This is a genomic window from Streptomyces sp. NBC_00162, from assembly GCF_024611995.1.
Taxonomy (GTDB): domain Bacteria; phylum Actinomycetota; class Actinomycetes; order Streptomycetales; family Streptomycetaceae; genus Streptomyces.
On sequence record NZ_CP102509.1, the window covers coordinates 5,139,224 to 5,160,422 of the forward strand.

The following is a 21,199-nucleotide window of genomic DNA, read 5'->3' on the forward strand; positions in this document are numbered from 1 at the left end:
GGACGAAGCCTATGGCGTACTGCCGGTAACTTTCCGGGCGCGACCCCTACCCATGAGTACGAGGCTGCTCTACTCTCCCGATTGTGCCAGTGATTGCTGGCAATGTTGCAGATGCGGAAGGCGGCGGGCATGGGCGGCATGGGCGAGCACGTACGCGTGGCGGTGATCGGGTCCGGATTCGGCGGGCTCGGCGCGGCCGTACGGCTGCGGCGCGAGGGGATCACGGACTTCGTCGTACTGGAGCGCGCCGACTCGGTCGGCGGGACCTGGCGCGACAACAGCTACCCGGGGTGCGCGTGCGATGTCCCCTCGCACCTGTACTCCTTCTCCTTCGCGCCCAACCCGGACTGGCCCCGGACCTTCTCCGGGCAGCCGGCCATCCGGGAGTACCTCGAGCACGTCGCCGACACCTTCGGGCTGCGCCGGCACATCCGGCTCGGCCACGAGGTCCTGATGATGCGCTGGGACGCGGACGAGCTGCGCTGGGAGATCGAGACCTCGGCCGGAACGCTCACCGCGGACGTCGTGGTCTCGGCGACCGGGCCGCTGTCCGACCCCAGGATGCCGGAGGTCCCGGGACTCGCCGAGTTCCCCGGCAAGGTCTTCCACTCCGCGCGCTGGGACCACGACTACGACCTCGCCGGCAAGCGCGTCGCCATGATCGGTACGGGCGCTTCCGCCATCCAGATCGTGCCCGCCATCGCACCCGACGTGGAGCGGCTGACCCTCTTCCAGCGGACCCCGCCGTGGGTGATGCCGCGCACCGACCGGGCCATAACGGCCGTGGAGCGCTGGCTGCACCGCCAGCTGCCCTTCACCCGGGCGGCGCGGCGCGGGCTGCTGTGGGGCATCCGGGAACTGCAGGTCAGCGCCTTCACCAAGCGGCCGAACCAGCTCGGGCTCATCGAATCGCTGGCCAAGGCCAACATGGCGCGCTCGATCAAGGACCCGGCGCTGCGCGCCAAGCTGACGCCCTCCTACCGGATCGGCTGCAAGCGGATCCTGCTCTCCAGCGAGTACTACCCGGCGCTGGCGCGGCCCAACGTGGATCTGGTCGCCTCCGGGCTGAAGGAGATCCGCGGCTCGGTCCTGGTCGCCGCCGACGGTACGGAGACCGAGGTCGACGCGATCGTCTTCGGCACCGGCTTCCACGTCACGGACATGCCGATCGCCGACCGGGTGGTGGGCGCGGAGGGCAAGACCCTCGCGGACGAGTGGAAGGACGGGATGCAGTCGCTGCGCGGGGCCACCGCGGCCGGCTTCCCCAACTGGATGACGATCATCGGCCCGAACACCGGGCTCGGGAACAGCTCGATGATCCTCATGATCGAGTCGCAGCTCAACTACATGGCCGACTACCTGCGGCAGATGGGCGTGTTGGGCGGGCGGGTCGCGCTGGCGGCCAGGCCCTCGGCCGTGAACAAGTGGAACCGGCAGGTCCAGACCCGGATGGAGCGCACGGTGTGGAACACCGGAGGCTGCACCAGCTGGTACCTCGACGCCCAGGGGCGCAACACCACCGTCTGGCCCGGCACCACGGGCGAGTTCCGCCGTGAGACGCGGAGCGTCGATCTGGGGGAGTACGAGGTCGTACGGGTACGGGAGCGCGAGCGGGTCCCGGCCCCCGTGGGGTCCGGGGCTGAAGAGGCGGAGGGCGCCGCGTGAGCCGCCTGACGCACGTCATATCCGGGCCCTACGCACCGCCCGCCGCCCGGCGCGAGCTCGTCGCCGAGTCCGCCGACGGGGCCCGGCTGCACGTCGAGGTCCACGGGGACGAGGGCGCGCCGGCCGTGGTGCTGGCGCACGGCTGGACCTGTTCCACCGCGTTCTGGGCCGCACAGATACGGGAACTGGCGAAGGACCACCGGGTCATCGCCTACGACCAGCGCGGCCACGGCCGCAGCCCCGCCGCCCTGGCCCACAGCACCACCGCCCTCGCCGACGACCTGGTGGCCGTGCTCAAGGCCGCCCTCGCCCCCGGGGAGCGGGCGGTCGTCGCCGGGCACTCCATGGGCGGCATGACGATCATGGCCGCCGCCGCCCGGCCGGAGTTCGCCGAGCACGCCGCGGCCGCGCTGCTGTGCAGCACCGGCAGCGCCCGGCTGGTCGCCGAGTCGAAGGTCCTGCCGCTGCGCCCCGGGCGCGTGCGGACCCGTGTCACCGGCGCGGTCCTCGGGTCCCGGGCACCCCTCGGCCCGGTCACGCCCGTCGCCAGGAAGATCCTCAAGTACGCCACCATGGGCCCCGGTTCCGCGCCCGACAAGGTCGAGGCGTGCGCCCGTATCGTGCACGCCTGCCCCACCCGGGTCCGGCACGCGTGGTCCCAGGTGCTGGCCGGGCTGGACCTGGACGCCGACGTGGCCCGGCTCACCGTGCCCACCGCCGTCATAGGCGGCAAGAACGACCGGCTCACGCCCGTCGTGCACGCCCGGGGACTCGCGGCCGCGCTGCCGAACTGCGTGGGCCTGACCGAGCTCACCGGCATGGGGCACATGACCCCGATCGAGGCCCCGGAGGCCGTCACCAACGCCGTGCGCGAGCTGGCCGCGCAGTTCTTGGATCAGCACGGCCTCGACCAGAAGGAGAAGACGTCGTGAGCGCTCGCAGGAGTCTGGAAGGCCAGGTCGCCGTCGTCACCGGCGCCGCCCGCGGGGTCGGCGAGCTGCTGGCCCGCAAACTCTCCGCGCGCGGCGCGCGGATCGCGCTCGTCGGCCTGGAGCCGGAAGCCCTCAAGGAGGTCTCCGAGCGGCTGCACACCGACAGCGACCACTGGTACGCCGACGTCACCGACCACGAGGCCATGGCCCGGGTCGCGCAGGAGATCAAGCAGCGCTTCGGCAAGGTCGACATCGTCGTCGCCAACGCGGGCGTGGCCGCCGGCGGGCCCTTCGCCGACTCCGACCCCGACGCCTGGCGCCGGGTGATCGAGGTCAACCTCATCGGCGGCGCCGTCACCGCCCGGGCCTTCCTGCCGGTCCTGACGGAGAGCCGCGGCTACTTCCTCCAGATCGCCTCGCTCGCCGCGATCACCCCGGCGCCGATGATGACCGCCTACTGCGCCTCCAAGTCCGGTGTCGAGGCCTTCGCCCACTGCCTGCGCGCCGAGGTCGGCTACAAGGGAGTCAAGGTCGGCGTCGGCTACCTCTCCTGGACCGATACCGACATGGTGCGCGGGGCCGACCAGGACGAGGTCATGCGGGAGCTGCGCCAGCGCCTGCCGTGGCCCTCGAACCGCACGTACCCGCTGGGTCCGGCCGTCGACCGGATCGTCGCGGGCATCGAGCGGCGCTCGGCGCACGTGTACGCGCAGTGGTGGCTGCGCGGCATGCAGGGGGTGCGCGGTTACCTGCCGGCGGTCATCGGGGCGGTCGGGCAGCGCGAGATGAAGCGGTTCGAGCCGCGGCTGGCCGGTGTTTCCAAGGGACTTGTGGGAGCGGGCGGGGCCGCGGACGAGCGGGAGCGCACGCAGAGTAACTGATCGAAATGCGAGCTTTGTCCGCCCATGCAAGTCTGGTCGAGGCCCAACCAACCAACACCCCTTCTGGAGTGAACAAGCATGGGTATCAAGGACCAGTTCCACGACAAGGCGAACGAGCTCAACGAGCAGGCGCAGAAGGCCGCGCGGGGCGTGAAGGACGAAAAGTCCCAGCGCGCCGGGCAGATGAAGGGCAAGAAGCCCCAGAGCCCCCAGAGCCCGCAGGCGCCGGACACGGCGCGCCAGTCGTGGGACGACGTCGACGACAGCTTCTAGCGGCCCTGGGCTGCGGCCCTGAGCCGCGGCACCGAGCTGCCCCGAGGGGCGCGATCCGTACGGATCGCGCCCCTCGGGCATGCCCTGTTCCTCCGAAGCTGCCCCCGCGCTACGCCCTCGGCGGCAGCTTCGGACGCCGCAGGTCCGGTACGTCCGTGTAGCCGGGCGGCACCGCTGCCGGGTCCTGCTCCAGCAGTTCGAGCGCCAGGTGCACGGCGTCGTCCAGCTGTGCGTGCCGCCCCTCCGCCCAGTCGAGCGGGGTGCGCAGGATCGCGAGGTCCGGCTCCACCCCGTGGTTCTCCACCGACCAGCCGTACTCCGGGAACCAGGCGGCGTTCATCGGCACCGTGATCACCGTGCCGTCGCCGAGGGTGTGCCTGCCGGTCATGCCGACCACCCCGCCCCAGGTGCGCTGGCCCACCACCGGGCCCAGCCCCAGCAGTTTGATGGCTGCGGTGATCATGTCCCCGTCCGAGGAGGTCGCCTCGTCGGCGAGCGCCACGATCGGACCGCGGGGCGCGTTGGAGGCGTACGAGACCGGCTGGGCGTTGCGCGTCAGGTCCCAGCCGAGGATGGAGCGGGTCAGCTTCTCCACCACCAGCTCGCTGATGTGCCCGCCCGCGTTGCCGCGTACGTCCACGATCAGTGCGGGCCGGGACATCTCCATCCGCAGGTCGCGGTTGAACTGCGCCCAGCCCGAGCCGCCCATGTCGGGGATGTGCAGGTAGCCGCACCGGCCGCCGCTGATTTCCCGGACCACCGCGCGCCGCTTGGACACCCAGTCCTGGTAGCGCAGCGGCCGTTCGTCGACCAGCGGTACGACGGCCACCCGGCGGGCCCGGCCCTCGCCCTCCGCGGGCTGGAAGGTCAGTTCCACGGTGGTGCCCCCGGCCGCCGACAGCAGGGGGTACGGGCCGGTGACCGGGTCCACCGGGCGCCCGTCCACATGGGTGAGCACCGCGCCCTCCCGGATGCCGGTGCCAGCCAGCGGGGAGCGGGCCTTGGAGTCGGAGGACTCGCCGGGCAGGATCCGGCTGACCACCCATGCCCCGTCCCGCGGCACGAGGTTGGCGCCGAGCAGCCCGATCGCCCGCTGGTAGTGCGGAGGCCCCTCGTTGCGGCGGGCGGCGGCGACGTACGCGTGCGAGGTGCCGAGCTCGCCGAGGACCTCGCGCAGCAGGTCGGCGAACTCGTCGGGCGAGGCGACCCGTTCGACCAGGGGGCGGTACTGGCGCAGCACCCCGTCCCAGTCGATGCCGCACATCTTCGGCTCCCAGAAGTACGCACGGATGATCCGCCCGGCCTCCTCGAAGGCCTGGCGCCACTCGGCCGCCGGGTCCACCTCGTGCAGGATGCGCCGCAGGTCCAGGTAGACGGTCGAGTCGCTGTCGCCCGACTCGGTGGCCGGGACCGCCCGCAGGTCGCCGTCGTCGTTGATCACGAGCCGGGTGCCGTCGCCGCTGGCCGCGAACCAGTCCAGCCCCGAGGCCAGTTCGGTCTTGCGGGCCTTGGTGAGGTCGAAGTGCTCCAGCGTGGGCTTGCCGCTGATGTCGTTGGGGTTGGCGAACGTCTCGCCGAGCGCGCCCGAGATCGGCCAGCGCAACCACACCAGCCCGCCTCCGTGCACCGGGTACAGGGCCGAGTACTTGGACGCGGACACCGGGAAGGGGGTGACCCGGCTCTCCAGGCCCTCCACCTCCACGCTCACCGCGCCGTCGCCGGTGTCCGGCTCCCCTTCGCCGGGGTCGAGTCCGCCCGCCGCCGGACGCCCCTCGGGGGACAGCGCGAACGGCGAGGGGGTCGCCGAGGAGAGCGGGACCAGGTACGGGCGGCAGCCCAGCGGGAAGGACAGGTCGCCGGTGTGCACGTCGTACACCGGGTCGAAACCGCGCCACGACAGGAAGGCCAGATAGCGGCCGTCCCGGGTGAAGACCGGATTCTCGTCCTCGAAGCGGCCGTTGGTGACGTCCACGATGGTCCGCCCGCCCGGTCCGGAGATCCGCGCCATCTTGATCTGCCGCAGCGAACGCCCGATGCCCGGGTGCGACCAGGTCAGCCAGCCCCCGTCGGGCGAGAACGCCAGGTCGGTGACGGGCCCGTTGATGGACCGGATCAGCTCGGTGGCCTCTCCGGTGGACCCCTCGGTCGCATCGAGGAGCAGCAGCCGCCCGTCGTTGGAGGCGATGGCGAGCCGCTCCCCGTCCGGGTCCGACAGGAGCTCGGTCACGCGCCCCAGCTCGCCCGAGGCCAGCCGGCGCGGCTCCCGCTCCCCGGAGGCCCGCGGCAGGTAGGCGATCTCGATGGCGTCCTCGCCCTCGGCGTCGGTCACGTACGCGACCTGCCCGCCGCTGCCGAGCATCTCGGGCAGCCGCACCCGTACGCCCGGGGTGTCGGCGATGGTCCGGGCCGGGCCGTCGCGGTGGGTCAGCCAGTACAGGCTGCCGCGCACCACGACCGCGCTGGCCCGGCCGGTGGCGTCCACGGACAGCGAGTCGACATGGCTTGCGGCCGGCACCTGGTACGTACGGCGGCCCGCGCGCGGCCCGCCGAGCCGGACGTCGAGCCTGCGCGGGACGGCGTCGGGGGCCAGCGACTCCACGAGCCAGATCTCCCCGGCGCACTGGTAGACGATCCGGCTGCCGTCGCTGGAGGCGTGCCGGGCGTAGAACTCCTCGTGGTCGGTGTGCCGGCGCAGGCCGGTGCCGTCGGGCAGGCAGGAGTAGAGGTTGCCGATGCCCTCGTGGTCGGAGAGGAAGGCGATGCGGCCGCCGACGAACATCGGGGAGTCGAGGTGGCCGTCCATGTCCTCCAGCAGCTGTGTGCCGTGCAGCCACAGCCGGCCGGTGGCGCCGCCGCGGTAGCGCTTCCAGGCGGCTGGCTCGTGCGGCGGCTTGCCGGTCAGCAGCAGGGTGCGGTGCTCCCCGTCGATGTCGGTGACCTGGATGTCGGAGCAGGGTCCCCAGGGCAGGCGTCCGCCGGGGCTGCCGTCCGTGGGCAGCTTGTAGGCCCAGGCGTAGTAGGAGAAAGGCTGGCCGTGCGAGGAGACCGCCAGGACGTTGCCGTCCGGGTCCCAGCCGCAGACCCGGGTGTCGGTGGAGCCCCAGTGGCTGAGCTGGCGGGCCGGGCCGCCGTCCACGGGGGCGAGGTGGATTTCGGGATCGAGGCTGCGCCAGGTGGTGAAGGCGATGTGCCGGCCGTCGGGGGAGAAGCGCGGATGGCTGACCCGGGTCCGGTCGACGGTGAGCCGCCAGGCCCGGCCGACCGGATCTCCAGGGGGAACCAAGGGCGCCACCCAAAGATCGTCCTCGGTGGCGAAACACAGCAGGTCGTCGTGCAGGTGCGGGAAGCGGAGGTACGCGACGTCGTGACTCACCCCCCAATGCTTTCCGCGCCAGGGGGGCCCGGCAACTCGTACAGGTGATCCATGCCACTCCCCGAAGCGAAACGGAACGGTTTCGTTTCGCTTGGGTCGGGGGTATCGTCGTATGAGTACGGAACACATTCGTTTCGATAAGAGGCGCGTTCGGACGGGAGACACGGAGATGACCGAGGCGATGGCGGCTCGGCGCAGCCGGATCACCCCCGAGCGGGAAGCCGAACTCCACGGAGCGGTCCTGGACCTGCTCCGCGAAGTGGGCTACGAGGCGCTGACCATGGACGCGGTCGCCGCCCGTACCAAGTCCAGCAAGGCCACCCTCTACCGCCAGTGGGGGAGCAAGCCGGAGCTGGTGGCCAAGGCCCTGCGATGCACGCAGCCCGTCTCGCTGCGGGAGATCGACACGGGCAGCCTGCGCACGGACTTCGCGCGCATGGTCGAATGCTCCGACGACGCGCAGATGGCCAAGGACACCGCGCTGATGCGGGGTCTGGCCCATGCGGTCCACGAGAGCCCGGAGCTCCACAAGGCCCTGCGGGACCTGCTGGTCGACCCGGAGATCAACGGCCTTCAGGCGATGCTCCAGCGCGCGGTGGACCGGGGCGAGATCCGTCCCGACTGTCCGGCTCTGGACTTCGTACCGCACATGCTCATCGGGGCGTTCATCGCGCTCCCGCTGATCGAGGACCGCCCGGTGGACCGGAACTTCCTCGGCCACTTCATCGACGCCGTGGTCTTCCCCGCCCTCGGCGTCTGAACCCCTTCCCCTTTCCCGTCCCCGCTGTACCGCCTGCTGTTCCTGACACGCCGCTCTCGTCGTCGGGCCGGCTCTCCATGCCCTGATCCGCACCGGATCCATCCCACGACCCGAACGGGAGAACCACCGACGTGGCCACCTTCCTCTACCGTCTCGGCCGGGGCGCCTTCAGGCGCCGCGGTCTTGTCGCCCTCATCTGGGTGGCGCTGCTGTTCGCCGCCGGTTTCGGCGCGGCATCGGCGTCCGCACCCACCTCAGGCTCCTTCTCGATACCCGGCACGGAGGCCCAGAAGGCCTTCGACGTGCTGGACAAGAAGTTCCCGGGGATGGCCGCCGACGGCGCCACCGCCCGGATCGTCATCAAGGCCCCGGCCGGCGCCAAGGTCTCCGACCCGGAGCCCAAGGCCCAGGTCGAGAAGATCGTCGAAGACCTGAAGTCCGGTCCGGGCAAGGACCAGATCTCCTCGGTCGCCGACCCGTACCAGAGCCAGGCAGTGAGCCAGGACGGCTCCACCGCCTACATCAGCACCAAGTACAAGGTCAGCGGCATGGAGCTGACCGACGCGACCCGCGACGCGCTGAAGGAGTCCGGCAAGGACGCCCAGGCGAAGGGGCTCACCGTCGAGATCGGCGGCGACGCGCTGATGGCGGCCCCCGAGACCGGCTCCGGTGAGATCATCGGCATCGCGATCGCCGCGATCGTCCTCGTCATCACCTTCGGCTCGCTGATCGCGGCCGGGCTGCCGCTGCTGACCGCGCTGATCGGCGTGGGCATCGGCGTCTCCTCCATCACCGCGCTCGCCAACGTGCTGGACCTCGGCAACACCACCTCCACCCTCGCGATGATGATCGGCCTCGCGGTCGGCATCGACTACGCCCTCTTCATCGTCTCCCGCTACCGCGCGGAGCTCGCCGAGGGCCGCGAACGCGACGAGGCCGCCGGCCGGGCCGCCGGAACCGCCGGCTCCGCCGTCGTCTTCGCCGGTCTGACCGTGGTCATCGCCCTGGTGGGCCTGGCCGTCGTCAACATCCCGATGCTGACCAAGATGGGCTTCGCGGCCGCCGGAACCGTGGTCATCGCGGTGCTGGTCGCCCTCACCCTGGTCCCGGCCATCCTGGGCTTCGCGGGCAAGAAGGTCCTGCCGGCCGGCGAGAAGAGCAAGCTGTTCGGCAAGGGCAAGCCCGCGGGCGCCGAGAAGAAGGCCAACGGCGGCACCCGCTGGGCCCGCTTCGTCCTGCGCCGCCCGGTCATGGTCCTGCTGGCCGGTGTGATCGGCCTCGGCATCATCGCCATCCCGGCGAGCAAGCTGGAGATGGGCCTGCCGGACGACGGCGCCCAGCCGGTCTCCACCACCCAGCGCCAGGCGTACGACATGCTGTCCGACGGCTTCGGCCCCGGCTTCAACGGCCCGCTGATGGTCGTCGTCGACGGGGACAAGGCGCTCGCCGACCGGACGGTCGAGCGGATCAAGGGCCTGGAGGGCGTGGCCGCGGTCATGCCGCCGATGCCCAACGAGGCCGGCGACGCCTCGATGATCAGCGTCATCCCGAAGGACCGCCCGTCCTCCACCCAGACGGAGAACCTGGTCCACACGATCCGCGACGGCAGCGGGGGCGACGTCATGGTCACCGGCGCCACCGCGATGAACATCGACTTCTCGCAGAAGATGAACGACGCGCTGCTGCCCTACCTGGCGCTCGTCGTCGGCCTCGCCTTCCTGCTGCTGATGCTGGTGTTCCGCTCGATCCTGGTTCCGCTCAAGGCGGCCCTCGGCTTCCTGCTCTCGGTCGTCGCCGCCCTCGGCGCGGTCGTCGCGGTCTTCCAGTGGGGCTGGCTCGGCTCGCTCTTCGGGGTGGAGCAGACCGGTCCGATCATGTCGATGATGCCGATCTTCATGGTGGGTGTCGTATTCGGTCTGGCCATGGACTACGAGGTCTTCCTCGTCACCCGGATGCGGGAGGCGTACGTCCATGGCGAGCGCCCGGGCCAGGCCGTGGTGACCGGCTTCCAGTACAGCGCGCGGGTGGTCGTGGCCGCCGCCGTCATCATGATCGCGGTGTTCGCGGGCTTCATCGGGGCCAGTGAGCAGATGGTCAAGATGATCGGCTTCGGTCTGGCCGTCGCCGTCTTCTTCGACGCCTTCGTGGTCCGGATGGCCATCGTCCCGGCGGTGCTCGCACTGCTCGGGCACAAGGCCTGGTGGCTGCCGCGCTGGCTGGACCGGCTGCTGCCGAACGTCGACGTGGAGGGCGAAAGCCTGCGCCGGCACCTCAAGGACGCGGCCGGCTCCTCGGAGGGCCCGGACAAGGACCGCGAGCTGGTCAACGTCTGACCCCGTTCTGTACGGCTGACACCCCGGCCCCGTACCGCCTGATGATCAGGCGGTACGGGGCCGGGGTGCGTTGCGCCTAACGGGTGGCGGAGTACGTACGGCGCAGGAAGCGGCGCAGGGCCGCGATGTCGAACTGGACGACGGCGACGCCCTCGGGGGAGTGGAACTCCACGACGGCCTGGACGCGGCCGCAGGGCCAGACGCGTACGTCCCCGGTTCCGGTCGGGGCCTGGAGGCCCGCCTCGAGGAGGGCGCGGGGGAAGACCCACTCGTTGTCGGTGCCTTCGGGGGACAGGTCCGCGGGGAAGACGATCCGTACGGCCAGCGGTTCGGCCTCGGCGAAGCGCAGGGCCACCGGAACCTTCCGGTAGAGGGGGTCGTCGCTGATCACGCGCGCGGTGACGCGCTCCTCGACGGCAGTCGCAGTCGCGGTCGCAGTCGCGGTCGCAGTCGCGGTCGCAGTGGCGGTGGCGCTCGCGGCGGGATTCTCGGCGGTGGCTGACACGACAAGACTCCTCTATTCGGAACATATGCGTCCGTTTGTCCCAAGCCTCGCACATTCCGCCGGATCCGCACGGATGTACTTGTCACGTGGACGCTCTTGCCAATGGTTCGCAATTGGGCACTATTCTTGAACGGTTCACGACTGGGTGAGAAGCGGAGCGTCTCCATGCATGTGCCCGACGGATTCATCAACGCACCTGTGTCGGTGGCCGCCGGAGTGGCGGCCGCCGCCGCCGTCGCGGTCAGCCTCCGCGGCGCCCGGCGCGAGCTTGGGGGTCCCTCCCAGGCCGGAGGCCCAGGGGGAGAGCGGACGGCGCCGCTGGCGGGTCTCGTCGCCGCCTTCATCTTCGCCGTGCAGATGCTGAACTTCCCCGTCGCCGCCGGCACCAGCGGGCACCTGCTGGGCGGTGCGCTCGCCGCGATACTCGTCGGCCCCTACACGGGCGTGCTGTGCGTGTCCGTCGTCCTGCTCATGCAAGGCATCCTCTTCGCCGACGGCGGCCTGACCGCCCTCGGCGTGAACATCACCGTCATGGGCGTCGTCACCGTCGTCCTCTCCTACGCGGTCTTCCGCGGGCTGCTCAAGGTGCTGCCCGGCACCCGACGCTCCGTGACCGTCGCCGCCTTCGCCGGAGCCCTGCTCTCGGTGCCCGGCGCGGCCGCCGCCTTCACCGCGATCTACGCCATCGGCGGCACCACCGACGTCTCCATCGGCAAGGTGTTCACCGCGATGGTCGGCGTGCACGTGCTCATCGGCATTGGCGAGGCCGCCATCACCGCGGCCACCGTGGGCGCCGTGATCGCCGTACGGCCCGACCTGGTCCACGGGGCGCGCGGACTGACCACCCGGCTGAAGCTGCGCGTCGACGGCGTACTGGTCGACGCCCCGGCCGCCGCTCCCGCCCCGGTCGCGGCCCGCTCCACCACGAAGGTGTGGGCCACCGGTCTGGTCACCGCCCTGGCTCTCGCCGGGTTCGTCTCCTTCTACGCCTCCGCCAGCCCCGACGGCCTGGAGAAGGTCGCCGCCGACAAGGGCATCGACGCCAAGGTCGAGGAGCACGCGGCCGCCGGCTCCCCGCTCGCCGACTACGCCGTCAAGGACGTCGCCAGCGCCCGCCTCTCCGGCGGCCTCGCGGGCGCCCTCGGGGTCGGGGCGACCGTCGCCGTCGGCACCGGCGTCTTCTGGGTGGTCCGCCGCCGCCGTACGGACGAGCAGCCGGCCGCGGCAGCGGCTTCGGCGGTCTGAGGTGGGTGCGGGCCACGCCCACCGGCTCTACCGGCACGGGCACTCACCGGTGCACGCGCTGCCGCCGCACTGCAAGCTCGCCGCGGCCTTCGCCTTCGTGGTGGTCGTGGTCTCCACCCCGCGCGAGGCGGTGTGGGCCTTCGGGGCCTACGCCGTGCTGCTCGCCGCCGTCGCGGCCGCCGCCCGGGTGCCGGCCGGCTTCCTGCTGCGGCGGCTGCTGATCGAGATCCCGTTCGTGGCCTTCGCGGTGCTGATGCCCTTCGTCGCCGAGGGCGAGCGGGTGGACGTACTGGGCCTCTCGCTCAGCGTCTCCGGACTCTGGGGCGCCTGGAACGTGCTCGCAAAGGGCACCCTCGGGGTGGCCGCGTCTGTACTCCTCGCCTCGACGACGGAGCTGCGGGCGCTGCTGCTGGGCCTCCAGCGGCTGAAGCTGCCGCCGCTGCTGGTACAGATCGCCTCGTTCATGATCCGGTACGGGGACGTGATCACCGGCGAGCTGCGGCGGATGTCCATCGCACGGCGCTCGCGCGGGTTCGAGGCGCGCGGGATCCGGCACTGGGGGGTGCTGGCCAAGACCGCGGGCGCGCTGTTCATCCGCTCCTACGAGCGCGGCGAGCGGGTCTACCTGGCGATGGTCAGCCGCGGCTACGCCGGTTCGATGCCGGTGATCGACGAAGCCGTGGCCACGCGCGCGCAGTGGGCGTACGCGGCCGCGCTACCGGTGACGGCGCTCGCCGTCTGTCTGATGGGATGGACGCTATGACCGCACCTTCGCTGGAAGTCTCGGGCCTCGCCTACGCCTACCCCGACGGGCACCAGGCCCTCTTCGGGGTCGACCTGACCGTCGCGCACGGCGAGCGGGTGGCCCTCCTCGGGCCGAACGGCGCCGGGAAGACCACCCTCGTGCTGCACCTCAACGGGATCCTGGCCGGCGGGGTCGGTTCCGTGCGCGTGGCCGGGATGCCGGTGGAGAAGCGCAACCTCGCCGAGGTCCGGCGCCGGGTCGGGATCGTCTTCCAGGACCCCGACGACCAGCTCTTCATGCCGACCGTCCGGGAGGACGTGGCCTTCGGCCCGGCTGCGGCCGGGATGCGCGGCGCCGAGCTGGAGGAACGGGTCCGGGACGCGCTGGAGCAGGTCGGGATGGCGGCCTTCGCCGACCGGCCCCCGCACCACTTGTCCTTCGGCCAGCGCCGCCGGGTGGCCGTCGCCACGGTTCTGGCCATGCGGCCCGAGATCCTGGTCCTGGACGAGCCCTCCTCCAACCTGGACCCGGCCTCGCGGCGCGAGCTCGCGGACATCCTGCGCTCGCTCGACGTGACGGTGCTGATGGTGACCCACGACCTGCCGTACGCGCTGGAGCTGTGCGCGCGCTCGGTCATCCTGAGCGAGGGCGTGATCGCCGCCGACGGCCGGACCCAGGACCTGCTGTGCGACGAGCAGCTCATGCGGGCCCACCGTCTGGAGCTGCCCTTCGGCTTCGACCCGCGTTCCGTATCGGTGGCATAGGCATCGGTGGCATAAGCGCTGGTCGCGGGTTGTTGGACTGGCCGTGGACATCCAGGGTGTGGTGACGGAGGGCTTCGAGCCCGTCAGAGACGCGTTCGTGCGCAATTTCGAGGTGCTGGGGGACCGGGGCGCGGCGGTGGCCGTGTACCGGGACGGCCGCAAGGTCGTGGACCTCTGGGGCGGCACCAAGGACGCGAACGGCACGGAGCCGTGGACCGAGGACACCGCCCAGATCGTCCGCTCCGCGACCAAGGGGGTGGCCGCCGCCGTACCCCTGCTGCTGCACCAGCGCGGACTCCTCGACCTGGACGCGCCGGTGGGATCGTACTGGCCGGAGTTCAAGGCGGGCGGCAAGGACCGGACCCTGGTCCGCGACGTGCTCGCGCACCGCGCGGGGGTTCCGGCGCTGGACCGCGGGCTGACCGCGGCCGAGGCCGCCGACGGGGTCTCCGGACCGCGCGCGGTCGCCGCGCAGCAGCCCTTCTGGCAGCCCGGCACCGAGCACGGCTACCACGCGCAGACCTACAGCTGGCTGCTGTCCGAGCTGGTGCTGCGGGCGACCGGGCGCACGGTCGGGGGCATCCTGGCCGAGGAGATAGCCGAGCCGCTGGGCCTGGACTTCTGGATCGGCCTGCCGGAGAGCGAGGCCCACCGGGTGGGGCGGGTGGCGCCGGTCGACCCGCCTTCGAGCGCGGGCACGCTGAAGACCCGGCCGAGGAGAAACGTTTCCGAGGCCTACGCCGACCCGGACTCCCTCACCCGCCGCGCCTTCGCCGCCATCGACCCCCTGCCGGACGAGAACGACCCCGCCTACCGGGCCGCCGAGCTCCCGGCCTCGGCGGGCATCGGCACGGCCCGCGCCCTGGCCCGCTTCTACGCGGCCACCATCGGCGTGGTGGAGGACGGCGCGCGGATCTTCACACCGGCCACCACCGCCTCCGCCGGCAAGGAGCTCTCGGCGGGCCCGGACCGCGTCCTGGTGGTGAACACCCGCTTCGGCCCCGGCTACATGCTGCACGGCCCGGCCTCGCCGCTGCTCTCGACGGCCTCCTTCGGCCACCCGGGCCGCGGCGGCTCCCTGGCCTTCGCGGACCCGGAGGCGGGCATCGGCTTCGGCTACGTCACCAACGCCCACGCCCAGTCGGTCACCGCCGACCCGCGCGCCCAGGCACTCGTACGGGCCCTGCGCTCAGCCCTGTGAGGCCCGCGCCCTTCTTCGCCGGACTCCGTCCGTCGGGGGTGGGGCCGCGCGGTCAGCCGGTGACTTCCCGTACGTCGGCGAGCGTGGCGCCCGCGTGCTCGATGAGCTCCTGCGGACCCATCGGGAACACGGTGTTCGGGGTGCCGGCGGCCGCCCAGACCACGTCGTGGTCGAGCAGCCGCCGGTCGGCCAGCACCCGGGTGCAGGTGCGGTGCCCGAAGGGCGGCACCCCGCCGATCGCGTAACCGGTCGTCTCGCGGACCACGGCCGCATCGGCCCGCGTCACCTTCCCCGCGCCGATCTCCCGGCGTACGGCCTCCACGTCGACCCGCGAGGCCCCGTCCATCAGGACCAGCACCGGGACCCCGTCCGCGGCGAAGATCAGCGACTTGACGATCTGGCTCAGCTCACAGCCGATCGCGGCGGCCGCGTCGGCGGCGGTACGGGTCCCCTCGGGGAAGGCCCGGACGGTGAGTTCGAGGCCCAGCCCGGCGAGGGCCTCGGCGAACAAGGGGTGCGTGGACGTCGTCATATGCGGACGCTAGCGCCGCGCGGGCCGGCGGCGCGAGGCGGTTTCACCTGCCGGACCCCGCGCCTCAGCCCGCGCCTCAGCCCGCGTTCAGGACCTCGGCGACGATCGGGCCCGCCGTGTCGCCGCCGTGGCCGCCGGCCTCGACCATCGCCGCCGCCGCCACGTCGCCGCTGAAGCCCGTGAACCAGCTGTCGGGGTTGCCCGCGCCGTCGACCTCCGCGGAGCCGGTCTTCGCGCCCTTGTCCGAGCCGCCGACCGAGGCCATCGCCTCACTGGCGGTGCCGCTGGTCGCCGTCAGCTTCATCATCGAGACCAGCTGCTGCTGCACCGAGGGCTTCATCCGGCGCTGCGCGGTCGCGATCGTACGGCCGTCGAGGTCCGGGGAGACGAGCAGCGGCTGGCGGAACACGCCCGTGCGGGCGGTCGCCGTGATGGACGCGACGTTCATCGGGTTCATGGTGATCTGGCCCTGCCCGATGTACTCGGCGGCCGCCGCCGCGCCCGTCGCCGGCGGAACCTTGCCGTCGGTGGTCTTGATGCCCGTCTTCCAGTCCAGTTCGATGCCGAAGACCTCCGTGGCCTCCTTCGGCAGCGCGGAGTCGTCGTTGACGGGCTTGATCTGCTTGATGAAGGCGGTGTTGCAGGACCGGGCGAACGAGGTCGCGAAGTTGGTGCCGGCCGGCAGGTCGAAGTTCTTCAGGTTGTGGAACGGGCGGCCCCAGGTCACCTCCTTCGCGCACTCCGCCGGCTTGTCGGCCGCCACCAGGCCGCGGTCCAGCAGCATGGCCGCCGTCACGATCTTCATCGTGGAACCGGGCGCCCGGTTGCCCCTCATCGCCGCGTTGTAGCCGTCCTTGCGGTGGTTGGCCACGGCCAGGATGTGCCCGTTGCTCGGCTTGATCGCGACCACGGAGGCCTCGGGGAACCGGGCGACCGCCTTCTCGGCCGCCGCCTGGACCTTCGCGTCCAGGTACGTCTTGATGGTGCTCGGCTCGCCCTCGACCAGGGTCAGCAGCGTCCGCTTGGGACCGCTCCCGTCGCCCGACTGGATCCACAGCTCGGCGCCGGGCTTGCCGCCCGCCTTGCTGCCGTACGTCTCGCGCAGCTCGTCCAGGATCGGCCGCAGCGAGGGGTACTTCTCCGCGGTCAGCTCCTCGTTGTTGCGGTCCACGGCCTTGACCGGCGGATTCGCGGGAGCGCCGGCGCGCAGGGTCTCGTACTGCCCCAGCTGTGGGTGGAGCACCGAGGCCTGCCAGTCGACCAGCGGCTTCCCGCTGGTCAGCCCGCGCACCACGGTCAGCTGGGACTCGTACGCGAGGGGCTTGGTCGTGCCCTCGTACGTGATCTCCGCCTCGACCTTGAACGGCACGGTGGTGCCGTTCGGCGTGCCCGGGGTGATCACGGCCTTGGACACGTACGCCTTGGTCTGATAATCGCCCACCGCGGTCTGCGCGGCCTGCGCGTTGTTCGTCAGGTCGGCGGCCGTCCGCGCGTCCCCGGCGGCCCATGCGGCCAGGAAGGCCTTCGCGGTGGCCGCGGTCTCCTTCTCGGTGACGGGACCGCTGCCCTTCTCCGACTGCGCGGCGGTGTCGCCCTTGGCGCTCCCCTTGCCGTCGCCGTCGGAGTCCCCGACCAGGGCGTACACCCCGTACCCGGCGCCGCCGACCAACGCGAGGAATACCCCGCCGACGATGGCGCCCTTCGCTGCCCCGTTCATTTGAGTCCCTTTCAGAGTCCCCGTTCCCTGAACATGTTCAAAGAACCTCTGGTGCGGACCTTACGCTCTGCGAGCGAACCGTCTCCTTGTTGTTACCGGACCGGAACATCGATGGCCGAAAATGATCGCCCGCCGGGAGTCCCTTGGCAGGGTCTGGCCGGTATGCCGGTATAGATCGCACGATGAGCCTTGTTCACACGGTGGGAGGGGTCCGTATCGACATGGACGGAGCCGCGCCCGAATTGATCTGGTACACGTCCTACGGCTCGAACATGCACCGGGACCGGCTGGCCTGGTACCTCGCCGGAGGCACCCCTCCGGGTGCCGCCCGCAGCTACCCCGGATGCCGCGATCGCCGCGCGCCGGCGCGGTCGGTGCCGGTCGAGCTGCCGGGGCGCCTGTACTTCGCCACGGAGTCGACCGTGTGGACGGGCGGCAGGGCCTTCTACGACCCGGCGGCGGCAGGCCGCACGCGGGCGCGCGCCCACCTGGTGACGGCGCAGCAGTTCTCCGACATCGCCGCCCAGGAGATGTACCGGGAGCCCGGGGCCGACCTCGACCTCACCGAGGTCCTGCGTTCGGGACGGGACGAGCGGGGTCCGGGCCGCTACGAGACGCTGATCTGCTCCGGCGTGCTGGAAGGCGTACCCGTGCTGACCTTCACCGCCCCCTGGGTGATGCACGAAGTGGACTGGGTCAAGCCGTCCGCCGCGTACGTCACGCACCTGGCGGCGGGCATGCTGGAGTCCGGGGCATGGAACGAGCGGTCCATCGCCGACTACCTCACACGGTGCCCGGGCGCGGCCGGCCGCTGGAGCGTGGATCAGATCCTGGATCTGCTGGGGTGACACAGCAACGACCCCGGCACATTCACACGCCGGGGCCGCCCTTCCGGGCCGCCACACGTGAGAGTGCAATGGCCCACTTGTCATGCTATGTCTCTCGCGCGCCTGCGGCATCAGGGACGCTTCGTGACGCCCGGCCGCACGCGGGGTCGACCGCGTATCCACAGCCCGGAATATTGCGCAGAAATTCATACGAGAATGGGCCTGTCCGCAGTGGAAAATATGGTCAGTTTGAATTCACTTAGGAAGTGAAGGCGGGAAGTATTACGAAGCGCCAGGTCGTTCTTCGCTCGGGGGTGCATCGCCGTGCGCGACACGGTGAAAAGGTGGACCCGATTGACCCGCTGGTCGTGACAATCTGCAGGCCATGGCAAGATCTTTTGAGCGAGGTAAACGGCCCGTGGGTGCCCATGTCAATCCCACCGTCAGCAGGCGCCGGCTTGGATCGGAGCTCCGTCGGCTCCGGGAGATCAGGGGCATGACGACGCCGCAAGTGGCGGAGAGCCTGCTGATCTCCCAGCCCAAGATCAGTCTCATGGAGAACGGCCGCCGCCTCATCAAGCCGCGCGACGTGCGCGATCTCTGCGGGCTGTACGGAGTCCAGGACCGGCGGCTCGTTGACCAGCTGATGCAGTTGGCCAGGGAATCGGGGCAGCAGGGCTGGTGGACCGCCTACGGTGACATCCCGTACGGCGCCTACATCGGCCTGGAGGCCGAGGCCGCAGCGATCCGATGCTACGAGGCCCTGGTGATTCCCGGCCTGCTGCAGACCCCCGCCTACGCTCGGGCGGTCATTGCAGGAACGATCCCTCAGGCCACCGCCGAACAGGCCGCCACACGTCTCCAGGTACGGCTGCGGCGCCAGCAGCGGTTGAGCGCCCCGGGCAACCCGCTGCGCTTATGGGCCGTACTGGACGAATCGGCACTGCGGCGTCTCGTAGGCAGCCGCGAGGTCATGCGCGAGCAGCTGGAACATCTGACCCGGCTCGCAGCCCAGCCGCACATCACCATGCAGGTTCTCCCCCACGACACGGGGGCGCACCCGGGTGTCTCGGGACAGTTCGCGCTGCTCGAGTTCGCCGACGCCACCGACACGAGCGTGGTGTATTTGGAAAGGTTCACCAGCGATCTCTATTTGGAGAAACGTTCCGACGTCAGAATCTACAGCGATATGTATGCCCACCTGCAGGCCCAGGCGCTGAGTCCGGACAGGACCCGGTATTTCATCAACGAAGCCATCAGGGCGTACGTCGGCACGGAATTCCAGCCAGACGTCCGCACGCCGTCCCGGCCGAACCCGTGAGCGCCGTGCGGTAGGCATCCTGACATCGGGAACCGAGCCCCTGGACGACGTGTCCAGGGGCTCGGCTGCGGGTCATCCGAGACCGATCGGTCAGACGTGTGAGGCTGTCACGCCCGCCATGTGCCGGCTACTCCTGTCGAGTCGCTGCACCTCGGCGGGTCCTCTTCATCGTGAAGAGGGCCGAGCCTCCGACGAATGCCAGCGCGGCCGCGAAGGCGGCCATGATGCCGGTCCCGCTGCTTGTGCCGGTGGCGGCGAGGCCGGGCGACGCCCCCTTCGGCTGCTGGCCGGTGGTGGCGCTCACGGGGGCGAAGTTGACGCTCTTGGCCGTGTGGCCGGGGAGCGCGTGGCCCAGAGCATCGTCGAAGCCGCCCGGCAGGAAGTCGGCCCACGGAGGCTTGCCCTGGTCGTGGTTGTCGGGACCGTGGCCGGGCTTGCCGTGGTCGTGGTCGCCAGGACCGCCGGGACCGCCGGGACCGTCGTGCTCGCCCTGATCGTGGTCGTCGGGACCGCCGTGCTCGCCCTCGTCGCCCTCGTGGCCCTCGTCGTCTTCGTCGTCCTCGTAGTCGTCGTGGTGGCCGGGGCGGCCGTGGTCGTGCTTGCCCGAGTCACCCTTTTCGCCCTTGTCGCCGCGGGGCCCCTTGGGTCCAGTAGGTCCGACGGGTCCAGCAGAACCGGTGGGTCCGGCAGGTCCGGCAGGTCCGGCGGAACCGGTGGGCCCGGGCGAACCCGTTGCGCCGGGGCTGCCGTCGGGGCCGGGGCTGCCGGTCGGGCCGGGGGAGCCGTCAGGGCCGGGCGAACCGGTCGCGCCGGGGGCGCCGGGGCTGCCGGTCGGGCCGGGCGAGCCGTCCGGGCCAGGTGAACCGGTCGCGCCGGGGCTACCGGTCGGGCCGGGGCTACCGGTCGGGCCGGGGGAGCCGTCCGGGCCGGGCGAACCCGTTGCGCCGGGGCTGCCGTCGGGGCCCGGGCTGCCGGTCGGGCCGGGGGAGCCGTCAGGGCCGGGCGAACCGGTCGCGCCGGGGCTACCGGTCGGGCCGGGGCTACCGGTCGGGCCGGGGGAGCCGTCCGGGCCAGGCGAGCCCGTCGGGCCCGGGCTACCGGTCGGGCCGGGCGAGCCCGTCGGTCCGGTAGGCCCGGTCGGTCCGGGAGGCCCAACGGCGCAGGTCGGCACCGTAATGGTGTTGTTGTTCATCGTGACCGCGGCCTCACGCGCCAGGGCGCGGCCTTCGATCACGGCGCTGTTGTTCAGCGTGATGGACGCCAGGGCCAGGATGGTGCCCTTGAACTGGGTGGTCGTGCCGAGGGTGGCGGAGCTGCCCACCTGCCAGAACACGTTGCAGGCATTTGCTCCGTTGATGAATTCCACGGCACTGGCCGAAGCCGTGGTCAGGGTCGAGGGGATCCGGAAGATGAAGACGGAGTTGGGGTCGCCCTCGCCGTCGAGGGTGACCGTCCCGGTGAGTTGCAGGGAATCCGGGGACGCCGGGGCCGAGTAGACGCCGGGCCCCAGTGTCAGTCCGCCGATCTCGTCCGAAGCGAGAACGGTCCCGGGTCCCCGGCCTGCCGCGTCGTCGTAGGCGACGACGAGGTCGGACTTCGCCTGAGCGGCGGCGGCGTTGGGGGCAACGCGCGTCACCCCGTTGACGGTGCCGGGCGGGAAGCCGGTCACCGATGTGCCCGGATAGAGGCCCAGGTCGCCGTTGATGACGGTGCCGAGCGTGTTGGTGACCGTCGAACCGGCCAGGACCCCGTAACTGGCGGTGGTCCCCAGCAGCACGGGGGCATCTGCGGCGTGGGCGACGGTCGGGACCAGGGTGGCCGCCGCCAGGAACGCTGCGGGGAGCAGGGCAAAGGCTCCCTTTTTGAACAGCGCGAGTTGAGGGCTTGTGTCGGGTGGAGCCGACCGGAGGACATCCAATGCCATTGCAGGACCTTTCTTGTCGCTGGTCAGGGCTGCCGGCCCGCTGCCTGCGCCGACACGCAGGCTCACCCCCGAGCAGGGGACGCAGATCTGCTCCGCGCCAAAGGTGGTGATGGGTCGTCACACGGGAGTCTTCCCGCATATTTCGCAGCAATAGACAGCAAATCGGAAAAAGGGTCTGCATGAGTGACATAACGTCAGAAA

The 21,199-nt window shown here is 71.4% G+C and carries 17 protein-coding genes; 12 read left to right on the forward strand and 5 right to left on the reverse strand.

What is annotated here, in order from left to right; translation table 11 throughout:
* The first annotated feature begins 102 nt into the window (after nt 1–102).
* The 4 genes from JIW86_RS24050 to JIW86_RS24065 all read left to right on the forward strand — a co-directional run bounded on the left by JIW86_RS24050 (nt 103) and on the right by JIW86_RS24065 (nt 3,751).
* Entirely contained in the window at nt 103–1,665 is a 1,563-nt protein-coding gene (locus JIW86_RS24050; protein WP_257555922.1) for a flavin-containing monooxygenase, read from the forward strand.
* Nucleotides 1,662–2,597, forward strand: a complete 936-nt coding sequence (locus tag JIW86_RS24055; protein ID WP_257555923.1) for an alpha/beta fold hydrolase — start codon at nt 1,662–1,664, stop codon at nt 2,595–2,597. Before JIW86_RS24050 ends, JIW86_RS24055 begins: the two co-directional genes overlap by 4 nt.
* On the forward strand, nt 2,594–3,478 hold the full coding sequence (locus JIW86_RS24060) for an SDR family oxidoreductase (RefSeq protein WP_257555925.1): 885 nt from the start codon (nt 2,594–2,596) through the stop codon (nt 3,476–3,478). Before JIW86_RS24055 ends, JIW86_RS24060 begins: the two co-directional genes overlap by 4 nt.
* A gap of 78 nt (nt 3,479–3,556) precedes the next feature.
* Nucleotides 3,557–3,751 (forward strand): hypothetical protein, encoded by a 195-nt coding sequence (locus JIW86_RS24065; protein WP_257555926.1) that lies wholly within the window; start codon nt 3,557–3,559, stop codon nt 3,749–3,751.
* 109 nt (nt 3,752–3,860) lie between these two features.
* On the opposite strand, the gene JIW86_RS24070 is transcribed toward JIW86_RS24065, so the two are convergent.
* Nucleotides 3,861–7,124, reverse strand: a complete 3,264-nt coding sequence (locus tag JIW86_RS24070; RefSeq protein WP_257555928.1) for a S41 family peptidase — start codon at nt 7,122–7,124, stop codon at nt 3,861–3,863.
* 169 nt (nt 7,125–7,293) lie between these two features.
* Between JIW86_RS24070 and JIW86_RS24075 the strand changes: the two genes are divergently transcribed.
* Nucleotides 7,294–7,884 carry a TetR/AcrR family transcriptional regulator gene (locus tag JIW86_RS24075; RefSeq protein ID WP_215144686.1) on the forward strand — a complete coding sequence of 197 codons (591 nt, stop codon included), beginning with the start codon at nt 7,294–7,296 and terminating at the stop codon, nt 7,882–7,884.
* 131 nt (nt 7,885–8,015) lie between these two features.
* Nucleotides 8,016–10,217 (forward strand): MMPL family transporter, encoded by a 2,202-nt coding sequence (locus tag JIW86_RS24080; protein WP_257555931.1) that lies wholly within the window; start codon nt 8,016–8,018, stop codon nt 10,215–10,217.
* 76 nt (nt 10,218–10,293) lie between these two features.
* On the opposite strand, the gene JIW86_RS24085 is transcribed toward JIW86_RS24080, so the two are convergent.
* Nucleotides 10,294–10,722, reverse strand: a complete 429-nt coding sequence (locus JIW86_RS24085; RefSeq protein WP_257555933.1) for an SsgA family sporulation/cell division regulator — start codon at nt 10,720–10,722, stop codon at nt 10,294–10,296.
* A gap of 165 nt (nt 10,723–10,887) precedes the next feature.
* Here JIW86_RS24085 and JIW86_RS24090 point away from each other — a divergent pair, with 165 nt between their 5' ends.
* The 4 genes from JIW86_RS24090 to JIW86_RS24105 are packed head-to-tail and all read left to right on the forward strand — an operon-like array spanning nt 10,888 to nt 14,677.
* The gene (locus JIW86_RS24090; RefSeq protein WP_257555935.1) at nt 10,888–11,967 is read left to right on the forward strand and encodes an energy-coupling factor ABC transporter permease; all 1,080 of its coding nucleotides are present in this window, start codon (nt 10,888–10,890) and stop codon (nt 11,965–11,967) included.
* A gap of 1 nt (nt 11,968) precedes the next feature.
* Nucleotides 11,969–12,730: a cobalt ECF transporter T component CbiQ gene (cbiQ, locus tag JIW86_RS24095; RefSeq protein WP_257555937.1), complete on the forward strand. Its 762-nt coding sequence runs from the start codon at nt 11,969–11,971 to the stop codon at nt 12,728–12,730.
* Nucleotides 12,718–13,476: an energy-coupling factor ABC transporter ATP-binding protein gene (locus JIW86_RS24100; protein ID WP_215144697.1), complete on the forward strand. Its 759-nt coding sequence runs from the start codon at nt 12,718–12,720 to the stop codon at nt 13,474–13,476. Before cbiQ ends, JIW86_RS24100 begins: the two co-directional genes overlap by 13 nt.
* A gap of 37 nt (nt 13,477–13,513) precedes the next feature.
* Nucleotides 13,514–14,677: a serine hydrolase domain-containing protein gene (locus JIW86_RS24105; protein ID WP_416237685.1), complete on the forward strand. Its 1,164-nt coding sequence runs from the start codon at nt 13,514–13,516 to the stop codon at nt 14,675–14,677.
* A 52-nt stretch (nt 14,678–14,729) separates the two neighbouring features.
* Here the strand turns inward: JIW86_RS24105 and JIW86_RS24110 are convergent, their stop codons facing one another.
* Both JIW86_RS24110 and JIW86_RS24115 read right to left on the reverse strand, forming a co-directional pair.
* Nucleotides 14,730–15,209, reverse strand: a complete 480-nt coding sequence (locus JIW86_RS24110; protein ID WP_257555941.1) for a YbaK/EbsC family protein — start codon at nt 15,207–15,209, stop codon at nt 14,730–14,732.
* 76 nt (nt 15,210–15,285) lie between these two features.
* Entirely contained in the window at nt 15,286–16,926 is a 1,641-nt protein-coding gene (locus JIW86_RS24115; protein ID WP_257555943.1) for a penicillin-binding transpeptidase domain-containing protein, read from the reverse strand.
* 182 nt (nt 16,927–17,108) lie between these two features.
* On the opposite strand from JIW86_RS24115, the gene JIW86_RS24120 reads away from it, so the two are divergent.
* Together JIW86_RS24120 and JIW86_RS24125 are read left to right on the forward strand one after the other, a co-directional pair.
* Nucleotides 17,109–17,774: a histone deacetylase gene (locus JIW86_RS24120; RefSeq protein WP_257555945.1), complete on the forward strand. Its 666-nt coding sequence runs from the start codon at nt 17,109–17,111 to the stop codon at nt 17,772–17,774.
* A gap of 397 nt (nt 17,775–18,171) precedes the next feature.
* Complete coding sequence (locus JIW86_RS24125; protein ID WP_257555947.1) at nt 18,172–19,074, forward strand: helix-turn-helix domain-containing protein; 903 nt, start codon at nt 18,172–18,174, stop codon at nt 19,072–19,074.
* 127 nt (nt 19,075–19,201) lie between these two features.
* Here JIW86_RS24125 and JIW86_RS24130 read toward each other — a convergent pair whose 3' ends face one another.
* Nucleotides 19,202–20,998, reverse strand: a complete 1,797-nt coding sequence (locus JIW86_RS24130; protein ID WP_257555949.1) for an ice-binding family protein — start codon at nt 20,996–20,998, stop codon at nt 19,202–19,204.
* Nucleotides 20,999–21,199: the final 201 nt, after the last annotated feature.

Excerpts from the sequence above, each read along its gene's own strand:
- JIW86_RS24050 (WP_257555922.1), top strand. The coding sequence starts at position 103 with ATGTTGCAGATGCGGAAGGCGGCGGGCATGGGCGGCATGGGCGAGCAC.
- JIW86_RS24065 (WP_257555926.1), top strand. The coding sequence starts at position 3,557 with ATGGGTATCAAGGACCAGTTCCACGACAAGGCGAACGAGCTCAACGAG.
- JIW86_RS24075 (WP_215144686.1), top strand. The coding sequence starts at position 7,294 with ATGACCGAGGCGATGGCGGCTCGGCGCAGCCGGATCACCCCCGAGCGG.
- JIW86_RS24090 (WP_257555935.1), top strand. The coding sequence starts at position 10,888 with ATGCATGTGCCCGACGGATTCATCAACGCACCTGTGTCGGTGGCCGCC.
- JIW86_RS24100 (WP_215144697.1), top strand. The coding sequence starts at position 12,718 with ATGGACGCTATGACCGCACCTTCGCTGGAAGTCTCGGGCCTCGCCTAC.
- JIW86_RS24110 (WP_257555941.1), bottom strand. The coding sequence starts at position 15,209 with ATGACGACGTCCACGCACCCCTTGTTCGCCGAGGCCCTCGCCGGGCTG.
- JIW86_RS24115 (WP_257555943.1), bottom strand. The coding sequence starts at position 16,926 with ATGAACGGGGCAGCGAAGGGCGCCATCGTCGGCGGGGTATTCCTCGCG.
- JIW86_RS24120 (WP_257555945.1), top strand. The coding sequence starts at position 17,109 with ATGAGCCTTGTTCACACGGTGGGAGGGGTCCGTATCGACATGGACGGA.
- JIW86_RS24130 (WP_257555949.1), bottom strand. The coding sequence starts at position 20,998 with ATGGCATTGGATGTCCTCCGGTCGGCTCCACCCGACACAAGCCCTCAA.